This window comes from Armatimonadota bacterium, assembly GCA_036504095.1.
Taxonomy (GTDB): domain Bacteria; phylum Armatimonadota; class DTGP01; order JAKQQT01; family JAKQQT01; genus DASXUL01.
In genome coordinates this window covers 19,415-45,652 of the sequence record DASXVS010000053.1, presented here as the reverse complement: position 1 = coordinate 45,652, position 26,238 = coordinate 19,415, and the positions used below count along the sequence as shown (strand labels likewise).

The 26,238-nt window shown below is 64.4% G+C and carries 23 protein-coding genes; 13 read left to right on the top strand and 10 right to left on the bottom strand.

The window, feature by feature from the left end:
* Positions 1–5: 5 nt before the first annotated feature.
* Together VGM51_13200 and VGM51_13195 are read left to right on the top strand one after the other, a co-directional pair.
* The gene (locus VGM51_13200; GenBank protein HEY3413991.1) at positions 6–1,349 is read left to right on the top strand and encodes a GNAT family N-acetyltransferase; all 1,344 of its coding nucleotides are present in this window, start codon (positions 6–8) and stop codon (positions 1,347–1,349) included.
* 249 nt (positions 1,350–1,598) lie between these two features.
* Complete coding sequence (locus tag VGM51_13195) at positions 1,599–2,564, top strand: Gfo/Idh/MocA family oxidoreductase (protein HEY3413990.1); 966 nt, start codon at positions 1,599–1,601, stop codon at positions 2,562–2,564.
* Here the strand turns inward: VGM51_13195 and VGM51_13190 are convergent.
* The 3 genes from VGM51_13190 to VGM51_13180 are packed head-to-tail and all read right to left on the bottom strand — an operon-like array spanning position 2,554 to position 6,022.
* Positions 2,554–3,384: a response regulator gene (locus VGM51_13190; protein HEY3413989.1), complete on the bottom strand. Its 831-nt coding sequence runs from the start codon at positions 3,382–3,384 to the stop codon at positions 2,554–2,556. The two genes, VGM51_13195 and VGM51_13190, sit on opposite strands and share 11 nt — an antisense overlap.
* Before the next feature lie 5 nt (positions 3,385–3,389).
* Positions 3,390–5,246 carry an ATP-binding protein gene (locus VGM51_13185; protein ID HEY3413988.1) on the bottom strand — a complete coding sequence of 619 codons (1,857 nt, stop codon included), beginning with the start codon at positions 5,244–5,246 and terminating at the stop codon, positions 3,390–3,392.
* A 29-nt stretch (positions 5,247–5,275) separates the two neighbouring features.
* Positions 5,276–6,022 (bottom strand): response regulator, encoded by a 747-nt coding sequence (locus VGM51_13180; protein ID HEY3413987.1) that lies wholly within the window; start codon positions 6,020–6,022, stop codon positions 5,276–5,278.
* A 276-nt stretch (positions 6,023–6,298) separates the two neighbouring features.
* Between VGM51_13180 and VGM51_13175 the strand changes: the two genes are divergently transcribed.
* The 10 genes from VGM51_13175 to VGM51_13130 all read left to right on the top strand — a co-directional run bounded on the left by VGM51_13175 (position 6,299) and on the right by VGM51_13130 (position 19,160).
* Positions 6,299–8,293, top strand: a complete 1,995-nt coding sequence (locus VGM51_13175) for a proton-conducting transporter membrane subunit (protein HEY3413986.1) — start codon at positions 6,299–6,301, stop codon at positions 8,291–8,293.
* On the top strand, positions 8,290–9,201 hold the full coding sequence (locus VGM51_13170) for an NADH-quinone oxidoreductase subunit H (GenBank protein HEY3413985.1): 912 nt from the start codon (positions 8,290–8,292) through the stop codon (positions 9,199–9,201). The genes VGM51_13175 and VGM51_13170 overlap by 4 nt, the downstream gene beginning before the upstream one ends.
* 4 nt (positions 9,202–9,205) lie before the next feature.
* Positions 9,206–9,850 carry a hypothetical protein gene (locus VGM51_13165; protein ID HEY3413984.1) on the top strand — a complete coding sequence of 215 codons (645 nt, stop codon included), beginning with the start codon at positions 9,206–9,208 and terminating at the stop codon, positions 9,848–9,850.
* The gene (locus VGM51_13160; GenBank protein HEY3413983.1) at positions 9,847–11,298 is read left to right on the top strand and encodes a proton-conducting transporter membrane subunit; all 1,452 of its coding nucleotides are present in this window, start codon (positions 9,847–9,849) and stop codon (positions 11,296–11,298) included. Before VGM51_13165 ends, VGM51_13160 begins: the two co-directional genes overlap by 4 nt.
* Positions 11,295–12,818 carry an NADH-quinone oxidoreductase subunit C gene (locus tag VGM51_13155; GenBank protein HEY3413982.1) on the top strand — a complete coding sequence of 508 codons (1,524 nt, stop codon included), beginning with the start codon at positions 11,295–11,297 and terminating at the stop codon, positions 12,816–12,818. The genes VGM51_13160 and VGM51_13155 overlap by 4 nt, the downstream gene beginning before the upstream one ends.
* Positions 12,819–12,918: 100 nt before the next feature.
* On the top strand, positions 12,919–13,590 hold the full coding sequence (locus VGM51_13150) for a 4Fe-4S binding protein (GenBank protein HEY3413981.1): 672 nt from the start codon (positions 12,919–12,921) through the stop codon (positions 13,588–13,590).
* Positions 13,591–13,658: 68 nt separating this feature from the next.
* Positions 13,659–14,642: an ABC transporter substrate-binding protein gene (locus VGM51_13145; protein HEY3413980.1), complete on the top strand. Its 984-nt coding sequence runs from the start codon at positions 13,659–13,661 to the stop codon at positions 14,640–14,642.
* Positions 14,642–15,661, top strand: coding sequence for a uroporphyrinogen decarboxylase family protein (locus tag VGM51_13140; GenBank protein HEY3413979.1), 1,020 nt, complete (start codon positions 14,642–14,644; stop codon positions 15,659–15,661). The genes VGM51_13145 and VGM51_13140 overlap by 1 nt, the downstream gene beginning before the upstream one ends.
* 22 nt (positions 15,662–15,683) lie before the next feature.
* The gene (locus VGM51_13135) at positions 15,684–17,798 is read left to right on the top strand and encodes a DUF5127 domain-containing protein (GenBank protein ID HEY3413978.1); all 2,115 of its coding nucleotides are present in this window, start codon (positions 15,684–15,686) and stop codon (positions 17,796–17,798) included.
* A 27-nt stretch (positions 17,799–17,825) separates the two neighbouring features.
* Complete coding sequence (locus VGM51_13130) at positions 17,826–19,160, top strand: hypothetical protein (GenBank protein HEY3413977.1); 1,335 nt, start codon at positions 17,826–17,828, stop codon at positions 19,158–19,160.
* Here VGM51_13130 and VGM51_13125 read toward each other — a convergent pair.
* The 3 genes from VGM51_13125 to VGM51_13115 form a co-directional block, all read right to left on the bottom strand.
* The gene (locus tag VGM51_13125; protein HEY3413976.1) at positions 19,132–21,237 is read right to left on the bottom strand and encodes an SUMF1/EgtB/PvdO family nonheme iron enzyme; all 2,106 of its coding nucleotides are present in this window, start codon (positions 21,235–21,237) and stop codon (positions 19,132–19,134) included. The two genes, VGM51_13130 and VGM51_13125, sit on opposite strands and share 29 nt — an antisense overlap.
* Positions 21,238–21,392: 155 nt before the next feature.
* Entirely contained in the window at positions 21,393–22,886 is a 1,494-nt protein-coding gene (locus VGM51_13120; protein ID HEY3413975.1) for an ABC transporter permease, read from the bottom strand.
* A 1-nt stretch (position 22,887) separates the two neighbouring features.
* Positions 22,888–23,814, bottom strand: a complete 927-nt coding sequence (locus VGM51_13115; GenBank protein HEY3413974.1) for an ABC transporter ATP-binding protein — start codon at positions 23,812–23,814, stop codon at positions 22,888–22,890.
* Between the two features lie 357 nt (positions 23,815–24,171).
* Here VGM51_13115 and VGM51_13110 point away from each other — a divergent pair, with 357 nt between their 5' ends.
* On the top strand, positions 24,172–24,783 hold the full coding sequence (locus tag VGM51_13110) for a hypothetical protein (protein HEY3413973.1): 612 nt from the start codon (positions 24,172–24,174) through the stop codon (positions 24,781–24,783).
* Positions 24,784–25,147: 364 nt separating this feature from the next.
* On the opposite strand, the gene VGM51_13105 is transcribed toward VGM51_13110, so the two are convergent.
* The 4 genes from VGM51_13105 to VGM51_13090 form a co-directional block, all read right to left on the bottom strand.
* Positions 25,148–25,378 carry a type II toxin-antitoxin system HicA family toxin gene (locus VGM51_13105; protein ID HEY3413972.1) on the bottom strand — a complete coding sequence of 77 codons (231 nt, stop codon included), beginning with the start codon at positions 25,376–25,378 and terminating at the stop codon, positions 25,148–25,150.
* Positions 25,375–25,584: a type II toxin-antitoxin system HicB family antitoxin gene (locus VGM51_13100; protein ID HEY3413971.1), complete on the bottom strand. Its 210-nt coding sequence runs from the start codon at positions 25,582–25,584 to the stop codon at positions 25,375–25,377. Before VGM51_13100 ends, VGM51_13105 begins: the two co-directional genes overlap by 4 nt.
* A 171-nt stretch (positions 25,585–25,755) precedes the next feature.
* Complete coding sequence (locus VGM51_13095) at positions 25,756–25,980, bottom strand: hypothetical protein (protein ID HEY3413970.1); 225 nt, start codon at positions 25,978–25,980, stop codon at positions 25,756–25,758.
* The gene (locus VGM51_13090) at positions 25,964–26,233 is read right to left on the bottom strand and encodes a BrnT family toxin (protein HEY3413969.1); all 270 of its coding nucleotides are present in this window, start codon (positions 26,231–26,233) and stop codon (positions 25,964–25,966) included. Before VGM51_13090 ends, VGM51_13095 begins: the two co-directional genes overlap by 17 nt.
* Positions 26,234–26,238 lie beyond the last annotated feature (5 nt).

Here is a 26,238-nt window from a genome sequence, read left to right as displayed (position 1 = left end):
GCCAGATGCGCGCACCGGGCCTGCTCCCATATTATGATAACTCATTGGAGATACCCGGTAGCGAATGGTATCAGATCGGGTATCCCTCCTTCCCTGACGCCTTCCGCCCGGTGCTATCGTACTGGAAACATCTTCGCATCACGGAGGATACCATGGTCACTGCGCGCAGCATCAAACCCGAGGAACTGGACCGGGCCGGGGAAATCGGCGCCGAAGCGTTCGAGATGGACCTGGAGCCCTGGGTCACGGCGTTTCACCGCCACGCCAAACGGTTCAGTTGCGAACACATCCCGGTCGTTGAACACGAAGGCCGGCTCGTGGCCGCCATGATGATCACCCCGGAGGACCTCCAGATGGGCGACGTGACCGTTCCGGGGGGCGCCGTCGGAGGGGTCGGGACCGCTGTCGCAGCGCGGCGTATCGGCTGCGCCGCGGCGATGATGACCGAAACCGTTCGCCGAATGGTCGGCTGGGGCATAACAGGCTCGGCGATGTGGCCCTTTTCCTACGCGTATTACCGCAAGTTCGGCTGGGAGACCGGCGGCGAGGTCCGCATCTCCACATGGCCGCGCGATATCCAGTGGTTGATCGAACCGGACGGCGATGTCTCCGTGCTGACGCCGGCGGATGCTCCCGACGTTTCGAGTGTGTGGGATGCGCTTACCCCCGGCTTCCGATGCTCTACCGCGCGCGCATGGGACGTTTGGGAGAGCCTGGTCGGGCCGGAGCGCTTCGGCAGCGGACAGGCGAACAAGACGGGCTTCGTCTGCCGCCGCGGAGGCAAGCCGGTCGGCTACGCGATGTATGAGATACCGGAACCGAAGGATGGTGAGAAGCCGGCGTTCCTAGAGATAAATGAGATCCGCGCGCTCGATGGCGCCGCCGCCGTGGCGATCATCCGGGCCGTTATGGAGCGCACGGATTTCGGCAAATACCGCGCGGCGTTCTCCGTCAACGACAGGGTCCGCTCCCTCGCCGTGAACGCACGCGCGATCGAAACGGAACTGCACGCGTCGTTCGGCTTCCGGATCATCCACCCGGACGCGATCTTCCCGTTAATGAAGTGCGCATGTAGAACGGAACCGGTGACGATCCGGATTCACGACGAGCTGGTCGGCACGCGCACGTGGAAAACCGCGCTCGACGGCTCGCCGGCGGAGATCGTGACATCGGAACCTGACGTGGATTGCGATATCCGCGCGTTCACCCCGATCGCCAGCGGTTTCGTCACGCCCTCCGCCGCCGCGTCGCTCGGCTGGCTCCAGGGAGACGCCTCCGCTGTCGCCCGCCTACAGGAAGCGACATCCCGCTGGTCCGCCCCCTTCCGCAGCGGCCTGGAGGAGGGTTAGTTTCCGCGGAAGGTCGGGCCTCCGTGCCCGACATCGGGCCCAACGTCCACTTTCCAACCTCCAATTCGGTAGGTCGGGCCTCCGTGCCCGACACGCCGATGCCCATTTAAAATGTCCTGACGGTACCTGATACCCGCCACCCGATACCCGGCGTCGGCCGCACTGTTCTATATCACGCTCCAATGTCTAAAGTGCTATTGAGGCAGAATTGCTCTATAACAATCGGCGCGTAGCATAGGAGGAGACGACATGAAGGTTGGTATCATCGGGGCCGGAGGAATCGCCGGCGAGCACAAACGGGGCTACGACCGCCTCGAGGACGTGGAACTGGCGGGCGTGGCGGACGTCTCGCCCGCGTCCCGCGAAAAGGCGACAAACGTCTGGAAGACCTCCGCTTATGAGACAGTGACGGAACTGCTGAACACGGCGAAGCCGGATGCCGTGAGCATCTGCACCCCGCCGAAATTCCACGCGGACGTCGCCGTCCAGTGCCTCGAGCGCGGAGTGGCCGTCCTGTGCGAAAAGCCGATGGCCTTCAACGTCGAAGACGCCGAGCGCATCGCCGCCGCTGCCGGAAAGGCGAGCGTACCGTTCATGGTCGCCTTCTGCCACCGCTACCACCCGCCGGTCATCAAGGTCAAGGAAGCCATTGACGCAGGCAAGCTCGGCGCGGTGATGATGTACCGCAACCGTTTCGGCGGAAAGCAGGACATGTCCAAGACCTGGTTTGGCGATCCCGCGGTCGCCGGCGGAGGCACCTTGATGGATACCTCTGTCCACTCCATCGACCTCTTCCGCTTCCTGGTGGGTGACGCCGCCTGGATCACCGGCGCCGTCGCCAACATCGCCGGCATCCATCGCGTTGAAGACAGCTGCATCGTCACGTTCGGCACCGCATCGGGCGCCTATGGCGTCATCGAGGGAAGCTGGTCCTCCCCCGGTTCGGCCAACATCATCGAGGTTTACGGCACCGAAGGCGCCGCCACGGTGAACTACAACAACGGCGAGGCGCAACTGCTGTTGAAGGGCTCCGGCGCGTGGGAGAAGATCGAAACCGATGGGCCGGACCGCTTCGAGCGCGAGGTGGAAGCGTTTATCAACGCCGTGAAGACGAAGACCGCCGCGCCCATCACCGTGAAGGACGGCCTCGCAGCCAACCGCATCATCGCTGCCGCCTACAAGTCATCGAGCGAAGGCATCCGCGTCAACCTGTAGAGGGCCGGGAGTCCGGGGCCGGGACGCGGGATTCTGATCCCGCCCCGGCCCCCTTCGCGTCACCTCCGGATTGCCAGTGTCCTTCGCCGGTTGGCGATGCCAGCGCGGAGTCCACCCAGCGGCGCAACTCTTTTGTGAGTTCTTCCACGCGGAGCCGTTCCTCCGGAGGACAGGCGTTCTGCCAGACATAGTTCGCGAGGGCCTCTTCGCAGAACCCTTGCCAGAACAAATCACCGCCCGGCATCTGCTCGCGGCCGGCGTGCGCGATCACCAGTTCCAAAACGTGCGCTGGGAGGCTGACAGTGCACGCCGTCGTCTCCCCGCCAGGCCCGTGGACCGTGAAGTGGTAGACGAGGTCATTACCTTCTGTCGCTCCCGGCTGCCGGCCAGGCTCGATTCTGAAGCCGTTCAGTGTGGTGAAGCTGATGACCGGGCCCTCGCCGTCGGTGGCGCCGGCCGCCCCGCTCGTCGCCGCCTGCACGGCCCCGCGCAGCATCTCCAGCGTGAAGGGTTTGCGCAGAAAATCCGTGCTGCCCTCTTTCATCGCCTCGATCGCGAGGCCTGAGGTCCCGTAGGCGGTGACCATAACGATGCGCGCACCGGGATCGAGGCGGCGCATCTCGCGGAGGACCTCCAGCCCTTCCATTCCGGGCATGCGTTGGTCGAGGAGCACCAGGTCCCAATCGCTCCCGTCGTCGAACTTCTCCAGCCCCTCCGGCCCATCCGCCGCCTGCTCCACAACATGCCCATCCGCCTGAAGCGCTATGCGGATCATCATGCGGATGTTCGCCTCGTCATCGACGACCAGTATACGCGCCATCCCGCTCACCCCTCACCCTTCGGGCGGCCAACGGCCGGCAACCTGAAGGTGAACACACTGCCCTGCCCAGGCTCGCTCTCGGCCCGGATGTCCCCACCGTGTGCGTGGACGATAGTATTTGCGATGGAGAGGCCGAGCCCCGCCCCGCCGCGCGTGGCGCCTGGCACCTGCACGAATCGTTCGAAAACGCGCGGCAGGTATTCCTTCGGGATTCCCACCCCCGTGTCCTTCACCTCAAACGCCACCTTATCGTCCGCATCGAATGCCCGAACGGTGATCCGGCCGCCTTCCGGCGTGTGGCGCACCGCGTTGTTCAGCAGATTCACCAGCACCCGCGTCAGCTGCGCGCGGTCCGCCCGCACCGTTGGGAGGTCCGCCTGAATCTCCGATGTGAGCGTTATGCCCTGCCCCTCAACCTGCGGGGCCACCGATGCCACGGCCGCCTCGATCAGCTCGCGTGGCGGAACGATCTCAAACCGCGGAGGCTCCACGCCGGCTTCCAGACGGGTGAGGTCCAGCAGGTCGCGCATCATGCGCTGGAGCCGCTCCAGGTCCTGTCGCTGGGCGGCGACAACTTCCCGCTGCTCCGGCGTGAGAGGGCCCGTCGCGCCTTCTTCCATCAACTGCACCGCGAGCAGAAGCGACGTTACCGGGGTGCGCAATTCGTGGCTGGCCACGCTGATGAACTCGGTCTTCAGGCGGTCCAACTGCCGCAGATGGGTGACGTCCTCAAGAACCGCAACGGCGCCGAGCAGCGTGTCATCGCTGTCCCTCATCGGAGTAACGCGCAGTCGGTATGTCCGCTCCGCCTCCCCGGAGGAAAGCGCCACGAAGGCGCTTTCACCCTCCTCGGCGGAGACCCGTTCCTGCCGAATGGCACGCTCCACGCCCTTCGCGACGCGGGGATCGTTGATGACCTGGCTGACCGCCCGGCCGGCGGCGCGCGCCGCTGGCCCGAACAACCCTTCGGCGGCCCGGTTCAGGTGGACAACGCGCCCCTCGCCGTCGGTCACCACCACCGGATCGTACAGGCTTTCAAGGGCTTCATCCGACATTCGTTCCGCGCGGTGAAGCCGCTCCTCTTCCCTGCGGTGCGCCTCGCGAAGGCTTTCCGCCATGTGGTTGAAGGAAGCGGCCAGGTTGCCGATCTCATCCTCGCGGTGCAATTCGATGCGCTGGTCCAGATGGCCGGCGCCGATCTCCTCCGCCTGCCGCGCCAGCGTCCGGAGCGGCGTGAGCGAGGAGCCGATCACTCGGAGCGCGAAGAACAATGCCAGAACGAGGGCGCCCACCGTCATTGCGATGCCGACGCGCGACGCCTGCCGTGCTTCGGCCTTGGCGCGCTGGTCCGCGCGCAGGATCGCCATCTGGTTCAGGTTGAGGACGTCCTGCACCCGTTGTTTCAAGTGCACAAAATCGGGTTGCAGGGTGCCGAAGTAGTACGCGCGCGCCGTGGGAACGGGGATGGGAGGTTTCGCGTACAGGAACCGCTGCGTGTTTCGCTCAAAGTCCGGCCAGAGCCGATCACCGATGTCGGCGGTGATCACCTTTTCCCCGCGTTCCGTGATGTTGTGCGCCTCGATCAGGTAGGCCGCGTGAAACCGGGTGCGGTAAGTTTCGTACTGCCGGCGCGCCCGCTCCGGCTGGCCCGCCAGGAGGAAGGCGTTGGCGCTGTTGATGCGCTCCAGCGCGTCCTTCATATCCTGCGCCGCCGCCACGCTCTTGTAGTTGTCCTGAAGGATACGATCGATGGAGCGGCCCAGGTGAAGGAAGTTGACCACCGCCCCCGCCATCATCACCACCATGAGCGCAACCAGCGTCAGATGGCTCGCGAGCAACTGCACCCTCAAGTTTCTCATCATCGCCGTCTCTTGCCTCGGGCCCCCACGGGCTACGCTGCCTGGCGGTCTCCGGACACCGCGTTGAGCCAGTGATCCAGGTACGGTCCGTAGTCTCCCCTGCGGAGGAACGCTCCGATGGGCACGCTGGCGTTGTGCCAAACGTAGTGAGCCAGCATCTCCTCCGCCAGTCCCTGCCAGAAGCGATCCATAACGGGCCAGTCCGAATCTCCCACCTTGCGGTGGATCTGTTCCACGAGGTCCGGCGGAAAGACGACCACGCACGGTGTCAGATTGCCGTTCGGCGCCCGCACCGCCGCCGTCTGCTGGATCTCGCCGCTCCTGCGTTTGGCCGGTTCGCGGAGTGGTTCGATGCGGTAGCCGTTGAACGTGGTGAAGACGAGGCGGTTTTCACCGGGCTCGGGCGTCGCGACGGCGTGATGCCGCTGCGCCGCCTCGACGGCGCCCCGCAGCATCTCCAGCGAAAATGGCTTGCGCAAAAAATCGGTCGCGCCCGCCGCCATCGCGTCCACCGCCAGGTCCAGAGTCCCGAAGGCGGTCATCATGACCACGTTTGCCCGTGGCGCCAGCCGTTTCATCTGCCGGAGGACATCCAGCCCCTCGATACCCGGCATCCGTTGATCCAGAAGCACGACGTCCCAACCGGCTCCATCGCCGTACTGCTCGAGGCCGTCGAGGCCGTCGTCAGCCTCTTCCACACGATCGCCTCTTTGCTCGAGCGCCATGCGGACCATCGTGCGGATGTTCGGCTCGTCATCGATCACCAGTATGTTTGCCATTTCCTGCCTCCTGGACATTGCCCCAGCGACGGGTACGGCATCGCCCGTCCCGGACCCGGCACTCGAACAACTATGTGAACTTCTTTCGGCCTTCTCAAACGGTCCTTACGAAGAAATTGGATACAGGGACGCCCCCGCCATTCACGGCGACACGGCGGACTCAGGCCTGTCGGCGAATCCATGCGTGGCGCCGCAATCTATACTCAGACGTGAGCCGGCCCACCCATTCAGCGTATCGCGGGCCAATATTGTACGACCATCTCCGGAACGAATCGATTGCCAGCCACACTTGAAACTATTATGGGGGGCGGCAGCACCGTTTGGTGCGCAGCCGCCTTTTTCGCGTGGATCGCCGCCATGATCATAGGCTTGGCCTTCCCGCGGGCGAAGGGACCGACCCTTCCGGTCCTGGCCGCATTGGGCTGCCTGCTGGTCCTGGCCGCCGCGCTTTGCGGTGACTGCACGGTTCGCCTGCCGCTCACGGTCTTCCTTGGCGATGCGCCCGTTCTCCTTGTCTTTGACGCGCTGAGCCGATGGTTCCTCGGCATCATCGGCTTCATCGGATTCGTAACGGCGGTCTTCTCACCTGGGTACCTGCACCACCTTCGTGAGCGCGTGCCGCTGGGGTTCGTCTGGTCCGGATTCGTCCTGCTGTTGATGAGCATGTGCGGCGTCGTGCTGGCGGGCAATGCGATCGCCTTCATCGTGGCGTGGGAGGTAATGGCGCTTTCCTCGTTCGCTCTCGTTGCCAGCGACCACACCCAGCCCGGCACGCAGCGCGCGGCGCTCATCTACCTGGGCGCCACCCGCGTGGGCACCTCGTTCCTGATGGCCGGATTCCTGTGGGCGCATCACCTCACCGGTACCTGGACGTTCACCGACTGGCATCTGAACGGCGCGGCGGCGTTGGGACCGGCGCTGCTGATCCTCGTCGGCCTCGCGACCAAGGCCGGTTGCTGGCCGTTCCACCTCTGGCTGCCGATCGCGCACCCCGCCGCGCCTGCGCCGGTTTCCGCCCTGATGAGCGGGGTGATGATCAAGACCGCCATCTACGCCATGGTCCGCCTGTTCGTGGTGGGCGAACACCTGAACGTTCCCGCTCTGGGGCCGATACTCCTGGTCCTCGGCGCGATATCGGCGCTTTGGGGGGTGCTGTTTGCGCTGCTTCAGCACGATTTGAAGCGCCTCCTCGCTTACCACAGCATAGAGAACATCGGCATCATCCTGATGGGGCTCGGGCTTTCCATCGCCGGACGGGCGCAGCACAACGCGCTCCTCTCCCAGTTGGGGCTGGCCGCCGCCCTCTTCCATACGTTGAACCACGCTGTCTTTAAGAGCCTCCTTTTTCTGGGCGCGGGGGTTGTCGACGCTCGGGCGCATACCCGCGACATCGAGGCGCTGGGAGGCCTGGTACACCGTATGCCATACACGGCGGCCGCCTTTGTGGTTGGAAGCGCGGCCATCTGCGCGTTGCCGCCGCTGAACGGCTTCGCCAGCGAATGGCTGCTTTACCAGGGTTTTTTCGGTATGGCGCTCCTGGGGCCTGCCGCCGGAGTCCGGCTGGGCGCGCTCTGCCTTATGGGCTGGCTCGGCTTGATCGGCGGCCTCGCGATGGCCTGTTTCGTGAAGGCGATCGGCGTGGCGTTCCTCGGCGCGCCGCGCAGCAAACAGGCTGCCAACGCCGCAGAGGGATCATCCGGCATGGTCGCCGCCCAGGCGATCCTCGCCGCCGCCTGTATCGCCCTCGGCCTGGCGGTTCCGCTGGCGCTCGGCCCGTTGGCCCGCATCGTAACCGCGCCGGGTGAACAGCCCCTGCTGGCGTCCGCATGGACCCTGCCTTCCGCCGTTCTCGCGCTGGCCTTGCTGGGCGGGCTTGCGGCCGTCGTCCTCGGGATGGCGTACCTCGCTCAACGGCAACCGGCGCGGAAGTATACGACATGGGACTGCGGTTTCGGCCCTCTTGGTCCGCGCACGCAATATACGGCCACCAGTTTCGCCCAGCCAATTTCGCGATTGTTCGGCGCGGTGTACCGCTACTCCATCGAGATCCGCGTGAAAGGCCGGGGCCGCCGCCTCTTCCCCGAGGGGGTGGACGTGAGCGCAACCCACGAGCCGTACCTGGAAACGCGCGTGTACGCACCGTTCCTGCAGGCCGTGCAGCGGGGCGCCGGGACCTTCCTGATGCGGTTTCAGGCCGGCAGCATTCACCAGTACCTGCTTTACGTCGCGATCGCGCTGGCGATCCTGATATGGATGGCGGTGCGCGTATGAATACCGTGCTGTTGTTCGTGAACCTGGCCGTCCTCCCGCTTCTGCTGGTCGGAGTCATCCGGAAGGCGAAGGCGTTGATGCAGACACGGCTAGGCGCCCCCGTATGGCAGCCGTTCTTTGACATCGCCAAGCTGCTGCGGAAGGGCGAAACCATCAGCACGAACGCCGGCTGGGTGTTCGTGTGGGCGCCTCGGATCGCGTTGGTCGTGGCGCTGGCGACCGCCTGCCTCGTGCCCTGGGCGGGGCCGCTCCTGCCGCCGTCCTGGGGCGGGGCGACGAACCTGATCCTGGTAGTCTATCTGATGGGCCTGGGCCGATTTGTGAGCCTGCTGGCGGCGATGGACACCGGATCGGCGTTCGGAGGGCTGGGCGCCAGCCGCGAGGCCACCATTTCGCTGCTGATCGAGCCGGCCGTAATCGCCGGCCTGGCCGCCCTGGCCCTGGGGGCCGGAAGCACCGATCTCGCCAAGATCTACGCGGCGCCCATGGATCCGATCATCGCGGGCCTCGTCGGGGTCGCCCTTGTGGTCGCGGCGCTTGCCGAACTCTCCCGGATGCCGGTCGATGACCCGACCACGCACCTCGAACTCACCATGGTGCACGAAGCGATGATCCTGGAGAACAGCGGCCGGAACCTCGCCCTTGTGGAATATGCCGTGGCGCTGCGTTCGTGCGTGCTGTTGGGTCTGGCGGCGCAGACGTTGCTGCGCACGGTTCCCGGATTCCTTGCGCTCGCGGATGGGCCGCGCTATGCGTTGAGCGTCGCATGGCTCTTCGGCATCGGCGTTGTGGTGGCGATGGCCGAGGGGGTACTGGTAAAGCTCAAATGGCGGAGCGTGCCGGGTTTCCTTGTTTACTCCGTGGGATTGAGTCTGCTGGCGGCGTTGCTCGCCGTTGCGAAGGGTTGAGCGGATGGTTCTGACGACGAACGATGTGATCACGGGGACCGCCGGCTTGCTGGCCATCTGGATGTGCGGCCTTGTGCGAGTGCCGATGATGATCCGCGGACTGGCCGCGCAGACTGCGCTGCTGGCGCTGGCGACGATGGAGATATCGGTTGAGCAAGGCGCGCCGCACTTTATGGTGCTGGGGATTGTGGTGCTGACGGTGAAGGCGATCGGCATCCCGGGATACCTCGCCTGGGCCTCCAGACGCCTGGGAATACAGCGGGACGGCGGCGTGATGCTGAGCCCGGCGCTCACGCTTTTGATCGGGCTTGGGCTCCTCGCCGTGGGGTACATCCTGGCGCCCCGCTTCGCCGTTCCCGGGCTCGGAAGCTCCGGCAGCGCGGGCGTCGCGCTCACGTTGATGCTCATCGGCATGCTGCTTATGCTCACCCGGCGGCTCGCGCTCAGCCAGGTGATCGGGTTCCTGGTCCTCGAGAACGGGATCTTCACCTACAGCCTCACGCAGACGGCCGGTATGCCGCTGATCATCGAGATGGGCGTGGTCTTCGACGTGCTGGTCGCCGTCCTGGTGGCCGGGCTGGTGATCTTCCGACTGAACCGAAGTTTCGAGCACATCGACGTCACGCAGTTGCGGGGGCTCCGCCATTGAACGCCTGGCCGCTTATATTCGTCCTTCCCGGCATCATGGCCGTGCTGGGGCTGTTTCCGAGGACCGCGCGACGGCTGCCGTTTGTATCCGCCGTACTGATGCTGGGGCAGGTCGCGATGGTGGTGTGGGTCTGCGGACCGGCCTTCGGCCGCGGCGAAACGGAGGTGGGCAGCCTCGGTATCGGCGGCATGACGGCGGCATTCCTGCTCATCACAACCCTCGTGTCCGCGGCGGCGCTGGTGCAATCGGCCGTTCTCCTGCCCGCCGAGCGCGCGGACGACCCGGACATCTCGGACCGCCGATTCTGTTCGTTCTACACGCTGTCGGGCCTGTTCCTCTCGGCGATGTACTGTGTTCTGCTGGCCCACAATTTGGGCTATATGTGGATCGCGATGGAAGCCACCACGCTGCTCTCAGCCCCGCTCGTGTACCACCATCGCACCCGCCACTCGCTGGAGGCCACCTGGAAGTACCTTCTCTTGTGCAGCGTCGGCATCGCCTTCGCCCTGTTTGGCACGGTGCTCCTGCTGGCCGCCCAGCACGCGGCCGGAGGAACGCCAACCCTTGTATTCGGCGAGATTGTCGCGCGTGGGCCGCGGCTCGATCCGCATCTGGTCCGCCTCGCGTTCGCGTTCTGCGTGCTGGGCTACGGTGTGAAGGCGGGTATTTTCCCGCTCCATAATTGGCTGCCCGACGCGCACAGCGAGGCGCCAGCGCCCGCCTCGGCGATGCTGTCCGGCGCGCTCCTGAACTGTGCCTTGGTGGCCATCTGGCGCGTAGCGCAGGTAGCTCGGGCCGCCGGGCAGGGTGACCTGGTGCGACAGGTGCTCGTGCCGGGCGGGGTCATCACAGTGCTGGCTGCATCCCTTTTACTGCTGCGCCAGCGCGATCTCAAGCGGATGTGGGCATACTCCAGCGTGGAGCACGTCGGGCTCCTGACGCTTGCCATCGGCATAGGCGCAACGCCGATCTTCATCCTCCACGCTCTGAACCACAGTCTCGTGAAAGTGGCGCTGTTCCTGCTCAGCGGCGGCATCCTGCAGGCATACGGCACAAAAGCCCTGTCAAAGATCCGCGGTCTTTTGGCCATCTCACCGGTGTGGGGCGTTGCCCTCATCGCGGCGACGTTCGCCATCGCGGGAAGCCCTCCGTTCGGGACGTTCATCAGCGAGTGGCTGCTGCTGCGGGATACCTTCACCGCGGGGCAGCCGCTCGCCGCGGCGTTGGTCATCCTGGGGCTCACCGTCGCGTTCGTCGCCCTGATGTCGCACGTTACGCCGATGCTGTTCGGAGTGAAGGCGCAAACGCTTGTACGGAAGCCGGCCGCCGCCTGGGGCGCCGTGCCGGCGGCGCTGCTGATCGCGACCCTCGCGACCGGATTGGCGCTGGCTCCGCCGGTGATGTCGTTTCTCGGCGCGCTGGCGACGGGAGGGCACAGGCTGCCATGACACTCAACCTTCCCACCGGATCACGCTATCAACAGACCGAGACGACGCCCGAGGCAATGGCCGAGACCGTTCGGAGCCAATTAAAGAAGCCTGGCTGGCGGCTTGGCCACCTCACCGCGCGCGTGCTCGCCAACGGACGGTTGGCCCTGGAGGCTCTGCTGCTCGATACCGCCACGGGGAGCGGCGTGATCTGCTCCGCTGCGCTGCCGGATGGGGTGCGGGAGTACCCGTCGATGACCGCCCTTGTCCCGGCCGCACACTGGATGGAGCGGGCGGCCGGCGAGATGTTCGGCCTCCGAGCGGTTGGCCACCCGCGCTGGAAGACGCTTCGCCTCCACGCTCCTGTCTGGGTGCCTGATCTTGCTCCGTTGGAGTCCGGCGCGAGCGGGACGCCCATACCGTGCGAACCTTACGCGTTCATGAAGGTCAAGGGTGAGGGCATCCACGAGATCCCGGTTGGCCCTATCCACGCGGGAATCATCGAGCCCGGGCATTTCCGTTTTAGCTGCATGGGCGAGATTATCACCAACCTGGAGATCAGGCTGGGGTACCAGCATCGCGGGCTCGAGCGGAGACTGGCCGAGGCCCCGCTTGCGCAGACGCGCTTTCTTGCGGAGTCCGCGAGCACGGATACCGCCGCGGGAAATGCTCTGGCGCACGCGGTCGCTGTGGAGCAGATGCTCGGTGTTACCCCGCCGCCCCGCGCGGAGGCGCTGCGCACCATTGCCCTTGAAATCGAGCGCCTGGCCAACCACATCGGCGACCTCGGCGCGCTTGCCGGCGATATCGGCTACAACATCGGACCAACGCTGTTCCCCCCCATGCGCGGCGCGGCGCTGGCCCTCGCCCAGACGCTGACCGGCAACCGGCGCCAGCGCTGGTACATTGTGCCGGGAGGAGTTGCCCGGGATATCGACGATGCCCGTCGGGGCGAGATGATCGAAGGCCTGAATGCGCTGCACAAGCAGGTGCGCCGGCACGTGCCGTTAATATTGGAGAACCCCGGCGTTCTGGACCGGATGGAGGGCTGCGGTCGGCTGTCTTCCGCGCTGGCGAAGGATTTCGGAATGGTGGGCCCTGCGGGGCGCGCCAGCGGCGGCCGTTACGATGCGCGGGCGGCCTTCCCGCACGGCATTTACCCGGCGGGCGCGCCGGTCGCCGCCCGCTACACCGAAGGCGATGTCCTGGCCCGGGCACGGGTTCGCGCCGACGAGATCGAGAGCAGCATCGCCATCATCCGTGCTCTGCTCGACGACCTGCCTGTGTCGCCGGCGCGCGTGGAAATCGCAGGTGTTCTCCCGCCGAATGCGGCAGGTATTGGGGTTGTGGAAGCGTGGCGCGGTGAGCTGATCCACTGGATCACGACCGATGAAACCGGCCGCATCGCCCGGTACGCCATCAAGGATCCCAGCCTCAACAACTGGACCGGTCTCGCCATCGCCGTCCGGGGCAACCTCATCGGGGATTTCCCTGTGTGCAACAAGAGTTTCAACCTGTCGTATTGCGGAAACGACCTGTAGGGAGAGCCCGGCCATGTCAAGCCCTTTACTTGCTATCCTGAGGACCGGAGTGATCACGCACCGGGGACTGTGCCCGGATCTTCCAGAGGAAGCCACAGGCATGCCCGCCGTCACGGCGGCGCCGTGCACCGGCTGCGCAGAGTGTGCCGGAGTCTGCCCGACGCAGGCGATTGCGCTGGCCCAGGACGGGGCGCGGACGGATGTGTCACTCGACAGGGGGCTATGCGTCGGGTGCAACCTGTGTGTTGAGACCTGCCCCACGGGAACGATCGCCACGGACCGTTCGACCCGAACAGCGACACGGAGGCGGGAGGATCTGGTGCTCAGCAACCGGGCAATAACGCCTCGGCCCGCGGCGCCGTCCGGCGGCAAGCCGTTCCGCCGTTCGCTGGCAGTCCGCGAGGTGTCCACCGGCGACAGCGCGGCGGACCTGGAGGTGATCGCGACCACGAATGCCGTGTTCGATGTGGCGCGCCTTGGCGTGCAGTTCGTGGCGTCGCCGCGCTTCGCGGACACGTTGCTCGTCACCGGTCCCGTCGGGCGCGCCATGCGGGAGCCGCTCCTTCGATGCTACGACGCGATGGCGGAGCCCCGCCTGGTGATCGCCGTCGGGACGAGCGCGATCACCGGCGGCCTTTACCGGGGAGGCTACGCGGAAGCGAACGGCGTCACGGACCTTGTGCCCGTTTCGAGTTTCGTTCCCGGGGATCCGCCGCATCCGTGGAGCATCATCCATGGGATTCTGCTGGGGATGGGCAGGGATGGCGGCTGAGTTCGGGACAGGAACGGGACAGCGAGGCGATTCAGACGTAGGGGCAACCAACCAGGAGGACATCACAGATGACAAAGCGCGAACGATGCGGCGTGTTCGCCGCAATTGCGGTGGCAGCGTGCGTGGCCGCGGGGTGCGGGGGCAAATCGAATCCGGGCACGGCCGTTTCCAAAGGCAAAATGACGACTGTAGGCTTCGCCCAGATCGGCGCGGAGAGTGGGTGGCGTACCGCGGAGACTCAGAGCATACAGGACGAAGCAAAGAAGCGTGGTGTCAGTCTGCAGTTCTCCGACGCCCAGCAGAAGCAGGAGAACCAGATCAAGGCGGTCCGCACGTTCATCGCGCAGAAAGTAGACGCGATCATCCTGGCGCCCGTTGTTGAAACGGGCTGGGAACCTGTGCTCAAAGAGGCCCGGACTGCGGGCATCCCCGTGTTCCTGGCGGACCGTGCCGTCAACGTTCAGGACCCGGGTCTCTACGTAACGCTGGTCTCCCCGGATGTCGTGGAAGAGGGCCGCATGGCCGGGCGCTGGATGGCAAAGGCGCTCAACGGCAAGGGCAACATCGTGGAATTGAAGGGCACGGTCGGCTCCTCGCCGGCGAACGACCGTGAAAAGGGTTTCCACGAAATCCTGACGAAATACCCGGGCATGAAGATCGTGATCTCCCAGAGCGGTGACTTCACGCGCGCCAAGGGCAAAGAGGCCATGGAAGCGTTCCTGAAGAGCCCGGTCGGCAAACATATCGATGCCCTCTACGCGCACAACGATGACATGGCGCTGGGAGCGGTTCAGGCGATCGAACAGGCCGGGCTGAAGCCTGGCGTGGACATCAAGATTGTATCGATCGACGCGGTCCATGATGCGTTTGTGGCGATGGCCGCCGGCAAGCTGAACTGCACCGTCGAGTGCAACCCTCTGCTGGGACCGGCGATCTTCGACGCCATCGAGGCCCATCTCGCCGGAAAGCCGCTCGCGAAGAAGATCTCTCTCAAGGAGCGAACCTACGAGGCGTCGGAGGCCGCATCGGTCCTGCCCACACGGAAATACTGATGAACAAGCGCGATGTGATCCGATGCGTGCTGGATGGCGGGAAGCCCCCCTATGTGCCGTGGTCATGCTCCTTCACAGTGGAAGCGGAGCAGAAACTGCGGGACCACTTCGCCGGCGCTGACCTGGAGGATGCCCTCCAGAATCACATCCTCGGCCTCGGCAGCGACATCGGGTTTTTCGAGGACCTGGGCGGCGACCGCGTACGAGACGTCTTCGGCGTTGTATGGGACCGCAGCGTGGACAAAGACATCGGCATCGTAGAAGGCTGCGTCCTCCCGGAACCAACGCTGAATGGGTACAGCTTCCCCGATCCGCTGGATGCACGGTTCTTCGAGGATATCCCCGCCAAGATCGCTCGCTACGGCGACCGTTTCCGGGTATTCCGCATCGGCTTCTCCCTGTACGAACGCGCCTGGACGATGCGCGGCATGGAGACGCTGATGATGGATTTCTACGACCACCCGGAGTTCGTCCGCGAGTTGCTGCGCCGGATCGCGGACTACAACCTCGCGCAAGTCGAGGAGGCGTTGAAGTACGACATCGATGCCGTGTATTTCGGCGACGACTGGGGCAGCCAGCGCGGACTCCAGATGTCGCCGAAGATCTGGCGAACGTTCCTTTATCCGGAGATTCAGCGAATGTACGCCCGCGTCCGCGAGGCAGGCAAGTACGTGATGATTCATAGCTGCGGCGACGTGGACGAGTTGTTCGATGACCTCATCGCCGCCGGGTTGAACTGCTTCAACCCATTCCAACCGGAGGTGATGGACGTTCACGCGCTGCTGGATCAGTACCGCGGGAGGCTGGTGTTCCACGGCGGACTGTCCACCCAGCGAACGCTGCCCTACGGGAGCGTGCACGACGTGCGCGAGGAGAGCCGACGCCTGCTGGAACACGGCCTCTCCGGCGGGTTCATCTTCTCGCCGGCCCACTCGGTGGAAGGCGATGTGCCCCTGGAGAATATGCTGGCGTTCCTCGACGCCGTGCAGGGCCAGCCGGGAGCGCCGGCGCGCGTATGAGGCAACCGAAACCGGAGGAGCCATGTTCAATCAATCCAGAATGAGGGCCATCGCCATGATGCTGACCTGCCTCGGGACGGGCCCGGCGCGCGGCGCATTTCGCCCACCTGCCGTACCACTCGTGACTCACGATCCGTATTTCAGTTGTTGGTCGATGGCCGATCACCTCTACGACGACTGGACCAGGCACTGGACGGGCGCCAACCACGCAATGGCGGGGATCGTCCGCGTTGACGGCGTCCCGATGCGATTCATGGGTGGGGCCAATGCTCAGCCTGCTGCCGCAACGCAGACATCGGTTACCGTAACGGCCACTCAGAGCCGCTACGTGTTCTCGTGTCGGGGCGTGGAGCTGACCGTCACGTTTACCTCGCCACTACTGCCGAACGACCTCGATGTGCTCACCCGGCCGGCGTCCTACGTGACTTTTACCGCCCGGTCGGCGGATGGCAAACGGCACGCGGTCCAGCTCTACTTCGATATCTCCGCCGAATGGGTGGTGGACCAGACGACGCAGAGTGTGACGTGGTCCCGCCTCACAATTCCCGGGCTGGATGTCATGCAGGTTGGAAGCGTGGACCAGAACATCCTGGCCAAGTCCGGCGACAACCTGCGCATCGACTGGGGTCGTCTGATGCTGTCCGTTCGCAAGGGCCAGAATGCCTCTACGTCCATCGTCTCCGCCGACGACGCGCGCGCCCGGTTCAGTGCTGATGGCGCCTTGCCGGCTCCGGACGACACGGCGAAACCCCGGCCCGCGAAGGACAGGTGGCCGGTGATGACGGCGTTGTTCGATCTCGGGTCTGTCACGGGCAAACCGGTCCGCCGGCACGTGACGGTCGCTTACGATGACGTCTACGGCATCGAGTATTTCGGCGCGAAATTGCGCGGTTGGTGGCGCCGGGACGCCTCGATGACGCCTGAGCGGATGGTCGCCGCGGCTGAATCGGATTACGAAACGCTTATCAAGCGATGTGACGCCTTCGATGCGGCGCTGAACGCGGAGGCGGCCCGGGCGGGCGGAGCCCGGTACGCGCAGCTCTGTGCTTTGGCATACCGCCAGACCATCGCGGGAAACAAGGTCGTGGCAGGGCCGGACGGCCAGCCTCTTTGTTTCGCGAAGGAGAATTTCAGCAACGGCTGCATCGCCACCGTGGACGTCATGTATCCGTCCGCCCCGTTCTTCCTGCGATACAGCCCGGCGCTCCTGGAAGCGCAGTTATCTCCCATCTTCGCGTACGCCCGCGGCGGAAAGTGGCCGTTCCCGTTCGCGCCGCATGACCTGGGCACATATCCGAAGGCAAACGGGCAGGTCTACGGCCTCGTGAACGGCGAACTGAAGCTCGAGTTCCAGATGCCCGTTGAGGAGACCGGCAATATGCTCATCCTCACGGCCGCACTCTGCAAGGCCCGGCCATCCCCGGAATTCGCGACCCGAAACTGGGACTTGCTGTCGAAATGGGCGGATTACCTCGTGGCCAACGCCCTTGACCCCGGCAATCAATTGTGTACGGCAGACATGTTCGGCCCGCTGGCGCATAACACTGACCTGGCTCTCAAGGGGATTATCGGCATCGGCGCGTACGCGCGGCTGTGCGCGATGACCGGCAAGCCCGATGAGGCCAGGAAATACTCCGCCATCGCGCGTGAGTACGCCGCCCAGTGGCGGCAAAAGGCCTCCGATACGGGGCACACACGCCTGGCCTATGACAAGCCCGGGACCTGGAGCATGAAACACAATCTCATCTGGGACCGCGTTCTAGGCACCAATCTTTTCCCGGTGGCGGTCGGCGATTCCGAGGCGGCGTGGTACCTGAAAACACAGGGCGCGTACGGACTGCCGGTCGATAATCGCACGCCAACCAGCCTCATCGACTGGAATTTGTGGTGCGCGGCTTTGGCGAAGGACAAATCGGACTTCGAGGCGCTGGTCGCCCCGCTCTATCGTTACGCGAATGAGACGCCATCCCGCGTACCGCTCTGCGACTGGTTCGACACAACGACCGCGCGGCAGACGGGTTTTCAAGCGCGATCCGTTGTGGGAGGCCTGTTCATCAAGATGTTGCGCCCGCCCGCCGAAGCCGAGGAGGCAAACCGCGCGGGCCGCGAAGGTACGAAGCCGGCCCGCAACCCCTGATATTCAGCCCCGCGCTAGAATGTCCTTATGCGATCCTGTATCCGCGGAACCTTTGTTGCTCTCTGTGCCGCTGTCCTTTGCGTGGGGGCGCGGCCCGCGCCGTTGTTCAAGGAGGACGAGCGATCCAAAATCGTCGCCTTCTGGAATGTCCCCGGACGTTACGAACACGGGACGCCCGTTGACCCGGCCAGCCCGTGGCAGGTGCGGCTTACGCCCGATGGGTCCGCGTGGTTTCTGGCCTATCAGAAGGCTCTCAACGGCGCCGGCAAGACCCCGCCCACGCAGGACGCCGCTGCGACTTCAACAAATGCCGACTGGGAAGACTGGGTCAAGGCCAAACTTGTGCACGACCGCTGGGTCGCGTCTCAGACCGCCGATGCCGCCAATGCCGCGCGGGAAAACCGTTCCGGCAGCGCGGCACAGTATCCGCCCGCTGCTCCCGGCCCAATGCCTTTGGGACTGGTCGTGGCCGCGGGAAACGCCCCGGTCTTTTCCGAGCCTTGCAGCCCTCTCAAATACAAGGTGGTCTTCGCCGACGACGAGACCTTCGAGTACAAGGACCATGTCACCTTCCGGGAGCGTTTCGCCTATTATCGTTTCCCCCAGGGCACCGTGGCGTACGGGTCTGCATTGTCGGATATGACCGATGCGGAGCTCACGCCGCTGTTCTCCACGGGGATGACGCCCTCCGAATCGCGAATCGCAAGGGCGGTCTCCAAACTGGAGGGCGGATTCGAGACCGTCAACACGTATGATACGGGCTACGTGTCGATCGGATTCATTCAGTTCATCACGGCGTCGGACGGCAAGGGGTCGCTCGCCCAGGTTCTGGCCTATGAAAAGAAGTACTTCATCGTTGATTTCCTCATCGAGTTTCACCGGTTCGGCATCGACGTGAACGACGACGGGGAAATCGTAGTGTTGGACCCGTCAACCGGCGGCGAGATCAGCGGCGCCACCGCCGTGATGAAGATCATTGAGGACAAGCGCCTCACGGCGGTGTTCCAGCGCAACGGCCGTCACAGCAGGGCATTCCGAAGCTCGCAGATCGCCATCGCCAAGCGGATCTACTGGCCCGCGGACTTACCGGTGACCGTTACCGTCAACGGTGCGGAGATAACCGGCGTGGTCTCCGATGTGGTGAAATCGGAAGCGGGCATGGCCACCCTGTTCGACCGCAAGGTGAATCGCGGCAACATCCTGCCGTTTCCGGACGTTGTGGCGCAGGTGATGACGAAGCACAAACTCAAGACCCTGGCCGCGGCTGCCCTCTACGAGCGCGACATCATCGCGCAGATGAAATACCGCACCGATTTCCTCCAGGACCCAACCCTCAGCCAGCCGGCCCCGCCGCCGGAGTGAGGCTTGTCGCCTTGCGTGGGGCTTGAGCATCCACCACGCAGCGAAATCCGATGGCACCCGAGCGGTCCTTGCCGGGGGACATTAGCAGGTACTTCCCGTGCTGATCCAACCGATGGGCCTGCGGGAAATACCAGTTCGAGCCCTGCGGCTGGTAGTAGCTGCCGCCGCGAAGGATGGCCGAGCGCGTGTGATCGTCCGTATACTCGTCGGTCCACTGCCACACGTTTCCGACCATGTCCAGTACGCCGAACGGGCTGGCTCCCGACGGGTAGGCGTCAACATCGGTGGGCGGCCGCATGGTCCGGCCAGTGTCGGTCTTTGGAATCGCGTTCGCATCCGGCTGCGGCCCCCACGGACAGCGTCGCCCATCGCTTCCCTGCGCGGCGTACTGCCACTCCCATTCGTGCGGGAGGCGCTTGCCGGCCCAGCGGGCGTAGGCGCGCGCATCTTCCAGGGAGACCCAGGTGACCGGCTTGTTCGCCCATCCCGCCGGGTACGAGCCATCTATCCAGTGCCGCAGGAAGTTGTGGGCATCGCCGGGCTTGTAGCGGGCCGCGTCCACAAACCGCTTGAACTGGGCGTTGGTGACCGGCGTGCGGTCGATGTAGAACGGCGCCATCTGAAACTGATGGACATGGTCCCTCCGCGGCGCATCCTCCCAGGGATACTGAACGTCGATGCCGAACTCGTCGGATCCCTCGATCTCAACGCCGGAGACGCGGAAGTCGAACGGTCCACCCGGTATGAGTACCATCCCGTCAGGTGCGGATGCGGCCGGCCTGGTTGGCGGGATTGGCGTGACGCGCTGCGGCAGAGTCTTCCAGTCCGCGCCATTGTCAGGTGCGGGTAACGCCGCCATCTCCTTCAGAAAGCGTCGCAGCGAACCGGATTTCGGGTTCTGAGACTCGGAACCCGAAACCCGGAACCCGGAGCCCACCGCCAGCGCCGCGCCGAATCCGTGCGCGGGGATGCTGAACGACAGGGAATCCACGCCATCCGTGGTTTCGGGCTTTATCTCCGCGCCGCGCCACAGATCGTAGTAACGCGTGTCCTCACGGTGAAGAACCTTCAATACCGGGCCGGCCACGTCCTCGTCCGACCGGTTCACAAGCGTCCACAATGTCCGGCCCTCGCCGGGAAAGCGGCTCGCGAAGACCCCTGCCCGCTCGGTGGAGGCGTAAGGCTCCCAGTCCGCACTCGTCAGCAGAGAGGCGAACTCTCGCTCGATGGCGGCAACGCGGCGCAGCGTGCCCGCGTCCTTGCCCGTGATGCCGTTCCAGAGGCCCCAGATGTTCTCCCAACTCTGGTATCCCGTGCCGTTCAGGAAAGCGCACTGGAGGTCGCCGTTCCGGTCCTTCGCCCACCGGGATGTGACGTGGACCATATGCCTGGGCTCCAACCATTTGTAGGCGCTGATACCCGGCGCGAACGGTTCATCCCAGAACTGCCCCCAGGTCGTCGTGTTCCAGCCCAGCATTTCGTCGTTCCCAAGGTTCAGCTCGGGCTCGAGGACTAGGGAAGTGCGGGCCGCCTCCAGGAAAGATCGGTCGATTCCGGAGAGGGTGTCGCCGAAGACGCCGTCCGCGCCGATTCCGGCCATATCGCGGGCCGTTGCCTCCGCCAGCGATACGGACTCCTCGCGCGTGCCGCTGTCCCACGGCATGATCGGGAAGAACACCCGCACGCCGCGCTTGTGGAAATCCGCGACCATCTTCCGCAGGCCCGGGAGTCCGCCCGGCATATCGCGCAGGTGGTCGTGCTGGTTGCGGTCGTCGATCCCGATGTTGGGATAGGTGTGCCAGATGATGACGCTGTCCACCCCGCCGTATCGCTTCGTCACGTCGGAGAGGTAGCGGTCGACCGTGTATCGGTTGGTCTTCGGGTCGAAGAGGGTGCGCTCCTGGGCGATGACGAGCGCCTGCACGAAATTGCGCTGGGTCCACGCACGATGGGGATCGGTATAGAGCGACCGGTCGATGTTAGTGGACGTGCGCCAGGCCTTAAGACTCGCCAGCCATTCGGACTGTTGCGCGGTAGAGGCTGGCGCGGCGATCAACTGGCCTCCGGCCGTGCGCACGGGGGCCTCCGCTCCAGCCGCGGAGGGTATGGTAAAAAGGGCAGCCAGCAGTAACGCGAGGGCAAGGGTGTTCATATCCCGGGATTGTGTGGCGGAGCGAGCGAGGCGGGGCAAAATGGCCTTGTCGCCCTCTCGCCCCCTCACCGCCTCGCCACTCACACCTCGGCTTCCGCCTTGCGCGCGGCGCTGATGCTGATCACCAGGAAGAGCAGCGCCCACGCCACCGATACGCTGACCGCCACTACGGGCGCCGCCTGCGCTTTGATCGAAGGATCGAGCATGACCGCGGTGATTCCAATGCCGGCGAGGGGGCTTATCGAAAGAAGCGTCATCGTAACCCGCTCGCCCATCTGCGTGATGCCGGCCACCGCCGCCAGCAGGAGCGGCACGACCCATGCGAGGAAGAGGAGCAGGGCAAAGTATCCTTTGGCGCTTCGCCGAAGCGTTAACTCAAACGCCTGTTGAGCGCAGCCGAACATGAGCACTGTGGCAGAGGCCACCACACCACCGAGGCTGGCCGGCGCCAGCAGATGGTGCGGCGCATGACGCAACAGGCTGGACGCGACTGGCGCCGCCAATACGATGACCGCGAAAGCGATTACGGGGGCCAGGTTCGATGCCATATCCTCCATCGGCCTCGGCCGGACGCGGTTCGCCTTGCGCGCGCGCCGCACCCCGTTCGCGAAGGCGCCCCAACTCGGCGTGACAGCGGTTGTGAGCATGATTCCGGCGACGGTCATGAAGTAGGCCACGAAGACGGCCTCAAACCCGTCGAAAGTTACACGCGCGTAGTCCCACGTGTGCGTGTCCCCGAGGAGGTAAATCGCAAGGATGGCGAGGAACAGAATCGCGATGGGTTTGGCGTAGACGAAAGCGCGTTCCTGCCGTATTTTGCGCACGGTGGCGATCAGCAGAAATGCCAGCAACGGGACCTGATGCATCAGCCCCAGATTGAACTGGGAGAATGAAAGGCCGAAGAACTTGCTCGTCAGCGGCAGATCCTTAGCCTGGCCAATCGCTTCCGCGATGGCCGGCGTGGGGGTCAGCCTCCAGAAAACGCTGCCGACGAAGAACAGCAGCACCACGACCACCACAGCCACCCCGCCCGCCGTCCGCGGCTTGCTGGTGGCGCCCACCAGGGCGCCCACGGTGTGGTACAGGAGAGCCGCAACGATCATGGCCGCCATGCACTTCAGCCACCCCACCGCATCGGGGTTGCCGCCGGCGACGCAGGCCAGCGAAAACGGGATGAGGGTGACGAAAGCTACCCATTCCCGGATTGGCGCGCCTAGAACGAAGCCCAGAGTCACCGCCAGCGCGCTGAGGGGGCTCACGCGATGGAAATCCAGAATGCCCGTCTCCCGCGCCTGCGCTACCGCTGACGCGACCTGGGACGTTCCGCCTACAAACAGGATGGCGCCCTGCAGAACGCAGATGATGCTGAAAGCGTAGCCTTCGTGAACGGCGTTCAGCTTGAAACACGACCACGTCGAAAGCGCGGCGATAATCACCAGTATGACGATGTTGGGGATGACGTGCTGCTTGCGCAGGCGCGACCGCACGTGCTTTACCAGCACGGGATTGTCCATCACGAGCGTTTCGGCGGTCAGTCTCGACACGTCCAAGGTCTGAATTGATTCGGCGGCCATCTCAAGACACCTCCTTCGCGCCCACGGCGAGGAACACTTCCTCCAGCCCTTCCTTCTTGCGCCCGTAAGACGCCACCTTCACACCCGCCACCACCAGAGCGCTTAACAGCTCGCTCGCTTCCTCGGGGCCGCCCTGGAACGTGAACGAGAACACATCGCCGTTTCGCTCCACAGCGCCCGAATGCCCGCCCGCTTCCAGCACCCCGGGCAGCGCCTCGGCGCCTGAGACAACCTCCACCAGCATCTCCGCCTGGCCCAGGACCTTGTCGGTGATCTCGTCCACACGGCCGCTCATCACCAGGCGTCCGCGCTCCATGATCCCGACTGAGGTGCAGAACTCGGACAGCTCGGAGAGGATATGCGAGGAGATGAGGACGATGCGGCCTTGTGCTCCGACCTCGCGCATGATGCTCTTGAGGAGGGCGCGGCCGTGCGGGTCCATTCCACTGGCCGGTTCATCGAGGATGATGATCTTCGGCTCCGGGAGGAGGGTCTTGGCCAGGATGAGCCGCTGCTTCATGCCACGGCTGAGCCCGGCGGTGACAGCGTATTTCTTCTCGGTGAGGTCCACCTCGGCCAGATAGTGGTCGATCACCGAACTGCGGTGTTCCGGGGCAATCCCATAGCTGGCCGCGAAGAGGTCCAGAAACTCCCAGACCATCAGATCGTCGTAGATGGGCGGGAAATCCGGCATAAACCCCACGATGCGTTCGGCCTGTTCGCGGTGCTCGCGGATGTCCACGCCGTTGAGGAAGATGTCGCCGTAGGTGGGTTCCAAGAGCCCCATCAGGGCCTTGAGTGTGGTCGTCTTTCCGGCGCCGTTCGGGCCGATCAACCCGAACACCTCGCCCGGGCCGATGTCCAGGGACAAGTCCCTCACGGCGCAGACGTCGTCGTAGTCAACCCGCAGATCACGGACCTGGATCATGGCGCACCTCGCTGGAATATGAAATGGGACGGTGATTCTCCATCACTATGGAGACGCGTCGCCGGCGGAGTAAAGTTCGTATGCCAGGGGGCAGAAGGCAGCATACAGCATTCAGGCAGCACACGCTGTCCGCCCGCCGCGACGCTTGCTGACCAAGATGTCGCATGCGTCCGGTAAAACGGCATATTCTCAAGCGGTATCGCAAAACGCTACGCAGGAGTCCCCTTATGCGCTACGCTCTGTGGGGTGCAACAGTTACGGTGGGTTTTTCCGCCAATCTACGCCCGGACGCCAAAGGGCAGGAAGCGGCTGCTGGCCCCCGGGGTGAATCGGGCGTATGTCAACGCGAGGGGCGACATGGTGACCATCGATCCCTCCCTGATTGTCGTGCACGGAAGGTCGCGTCCCTTCGATCCAACCGGTCACGCGGCAGCGCGCGGCATCAACGATTCACGCGAAGTCACGGGTCAGCGGGATGGACGCGCCTTCATATGGCGAAACGGCCGATTTTCCAGCCTTGGCGTACTCCCGCATTACTTCGAGAGCGCGGGTCTGTTCATCAACAACCGGGGGCAGATCGCTGGCACTTGCACCCGGCCCGCCCTCTTCGGAGACGCAAAATGGGTGGACGCCTACGCTCAGCCGTTCATCTGGGAGCGCGGCGTGATGCGCAGGCTGGGAACGCTGCCGGACTGCCCTCGCCTGTTCCCAACGGGCATGAACAACCACGGCATCATCGTGGGGCACGGACGCGGAAAGCACATGCACCCGGTGGTCTGGTTGAAGGGGTATGCCTATGAGTTCTGGGACCTTGTGATCGGCGCTGGCGGGTGGTCTGTGACCTACGCGTTGGACATCGACGAGCGAGGACGCATCCTCGCAATGGTAGCGCGGCCGGCGGCTCCCGCCGGCCAACCCAATCGGCTGCATGCCCTGTTGATTCCGACAACGTCGGTGAAACGACGTTAGCCGCGAGTCGGTGCGTGCCGCTCTACGTGTCGCTGGGGGTGCCTGCGTTTCCGGGACCGGTTGGATGTGAGGACGGTACTATCGGACCAGGCAAACAGGCATAGGGTGGGCCAAAATGGGAGGGAGGGCGGCTTGCAGCATACGTCGTCTTTACGCCGCCATGGTCGGACGTCTCCACAATCCGTCTGGGACGAATGCTCATCGCCGCGTGGGGGTGGTACCTGATCCTTACAGCGCGGCGGGACGCGCCATCGGATTCGATAGGCGAAAGCGGGATGCCCCGAAGTGAGCAATGAGGGTTAGCTGTTAGATCTCGGTCTGCATCTGCTCTGGAGATGTGCGACGAGTCAGCGGTCGCTGTGGGCTACCGGTCTTTGAGGAGAATGGCGAACGCGGAAACGCTCAATCCGGAGTCGTGGATCAAACCGCGGGGGGTGCCGGGGTCCAGTTGGCGGTGTTGGGGTACTGACAGGTTTGCGGAACGGCCCGGTTTTGTGAGCACCACGTGGCTACCTCGCTGGCGAGCCACAGCCCAACCGGCACGCTCGAATGCCCGAACGGCATCGGCTCCCGACAGAACAGGCAACCGGCTCATATCTGGACCGCGAATGCCTCAGCCGCGCCGGTCAGCGGTTGAGAGCGCTTTTCCTGCTCCACCTCAAGCCAGAGCGCGGCGGCTTCTCGTATGTTTTGTAGCGTTTCTTCGCGCGTCGTACCTTGCGACCAGCAGCCTTTGAGCGCAGGTATGTGGGCAACGAAGAGACCGGCTTCGCCCGGTTTGACCACAACTTTCAGTTCCATTCGGGCCCGCCCTCCATCTCGTTCAGCAAACCGTTGACATCGCTATTGTACCACGCGCGGCCTCTTACCCGCCTACGGCCAGGGTGGTTAGCTGGTTGATCTCGGTCTGCATTTCCACGAGTTTGCTGGCTTAGGGAACACGCATCTCTAGCCGACAGGGTGCGCCACGATTCAGGAAGCAGGCGAGGACCCAACCTGCTGACGCGCCAGGCTGGCAAGCAACCGAAGGGCCGTGTTGACTGCTTCGGAAGAGGGAAAGAGGGAAGCGACGTCCGGGTCAAGTCGTACGATATTTGTGCCTTTCGCATACTCAACGTGGTGCTTTCCCCTCACTCCTTTATTGAAATCAATCTCCTTGGGGATGTCGTCGACCCCTATCTCATCTTTGGTTTTCATAGTCTTTCGGTTCACGGCGCGATGCCAGTCTCGCGCTCAGTATTCGAACTCTATCCGAGCGTTCCGTGTATGACACAGCAAGGAGGCGGCCAGAAACTGATACGCCGACACTGAAGAACCTTGCCTCTTCCTCAGAATGCGATTCGTCTTCAACCGTCACTTCAAGCGGATCTCCAAACACTGTGCAGGCCTCCTCGAAAGGGACACCATGTTTGGCGACATTTCGCGTTGCTTTGTCCGTGTCCCATTCAATCGATA

Coding starts and splice junctions, on each gene's coding strand:
- VGM51_13110 (HEY3413973.1), top strand. CDS start 24,172: ATGGTGACCATCGATCCCTCCCTGATTGTCGTGCACGGAAGGTCGCGT.
- VGM51_13130 (HEY3413977.1), top strand. CDS start 17,826: ATGCGATCCTGTATCCGCGGAACCTTTGTTGCTCTCTGTGCCGCTGTC.
- VGM51_13145 (HEY3413980.1), top strand. CDS start 13,659: ATGACAAAGCGCGAACGATGCGGCGTGTTCGCCGCAATTGCGGTGGCA.
- VGM51_13095 (HEY3413970.1), bottom strand. CDS start 25,980: ATGAAAACCAAAGATGAGATAGGGGTCGACGACATCCCCAAGGAGATT.
- VGM51_13150 (HEY3413981.1), top strand. CDS start 12,919: ATGCCCGCCGTCACGGCGGCGCCGTGCACCGGCTGCGCAGAGTGTGCC.
- VGM51_13135 (HEY3413978.1), top strand. CDS start 15,684: ATGTTCAATCAATCCAGAATGAGGGCCATCGCCATGATGCTGACCTGC.
- VGM51_13105 (HEY3413972.1), bottom strand. CDS start 25,378: ATGAGCCGGTTGCCTGTTCTGTCGGGAGCCGATGCCGTTCGGGCATTC.
- VGM51_13140 (HEY3413979.1), top strand. CDS start 14,642: ATGAACAAGCGCGATGTGATCCGATGCGTGCTGGATGGCGGGAAGCCC.
- VGM51_13195 (HEY3413990.1), top strand. CDS start 1,599: ATGAAGGTTGGTATCATCGGGGCCGGAGGAATCGCCGGCGAGCACAAA.
- VGM51_13185 (HEY3413988.1), bottom strand. CDS start 5,246: ATGATGAGAAACTTGAGGGTGCAGTTGCTCGCGAGCCATCTGACGCTG.
- VGM51_13200 (HEY3413991.1), top strand. CDS start 6: ATGCGCGCACCGGGCCTGCTCCCATATTATGATAACTCATTGGAGATA.
- VGM51_13115 (HEY3413974.1), bottom strand. CDS start 23,814: ATGATCCAGGTCCGTGATCTGCGGGTTGACTACGACGACGTCTGCGCC.
- VGM51_13165 (HEY3413984.1), top strand. CDS start 9,206: ATGGTTCTGACGACGAACGATGTGATCACGGGGACCGCCGGCTTGCTG.
- VGM51_13100 (HEY3413971.1), bottom strand. CDS start 25,584: ATGGAACTGAAAGTTGTGGTCAAACCGGGCGAAGCCGGTCTCTTCGTT.
- VGM51_13170 (HEY3413985.1), top strand. CDS start 8,290: ATGAATACCGTGCTGTTGTTCGTGAACCTGGCCGTCCTCCCGCTTCTG.
- VGM51_13155 (HEY3413982.1), top strand. CDS start 11,295: ATGACACTCAACCTTCCCACCGGATCACGCTATCAACAGACCGAGACG.
- VGM51_13180 (HEY3413987.1), bottom strand. CDS start 6,022: ATGGCAAACATACTGGTGATCGATGACGAGCCGAACATCCGCACGATG.
- VGM51_13120 (HEY3413975.1), bottom strand. CDS start 22,886: ATGGCCGCCGAATCAATTCAGACCTTGGACGTGTCGAGACTGACCGCC.
- VGM51_13190 (HEY3413989.1), bottom strand. CDS start 3,384: ATGGCGCGTATACTGGTCGTCGATGACGAGGCGAACATCCGCATGATG.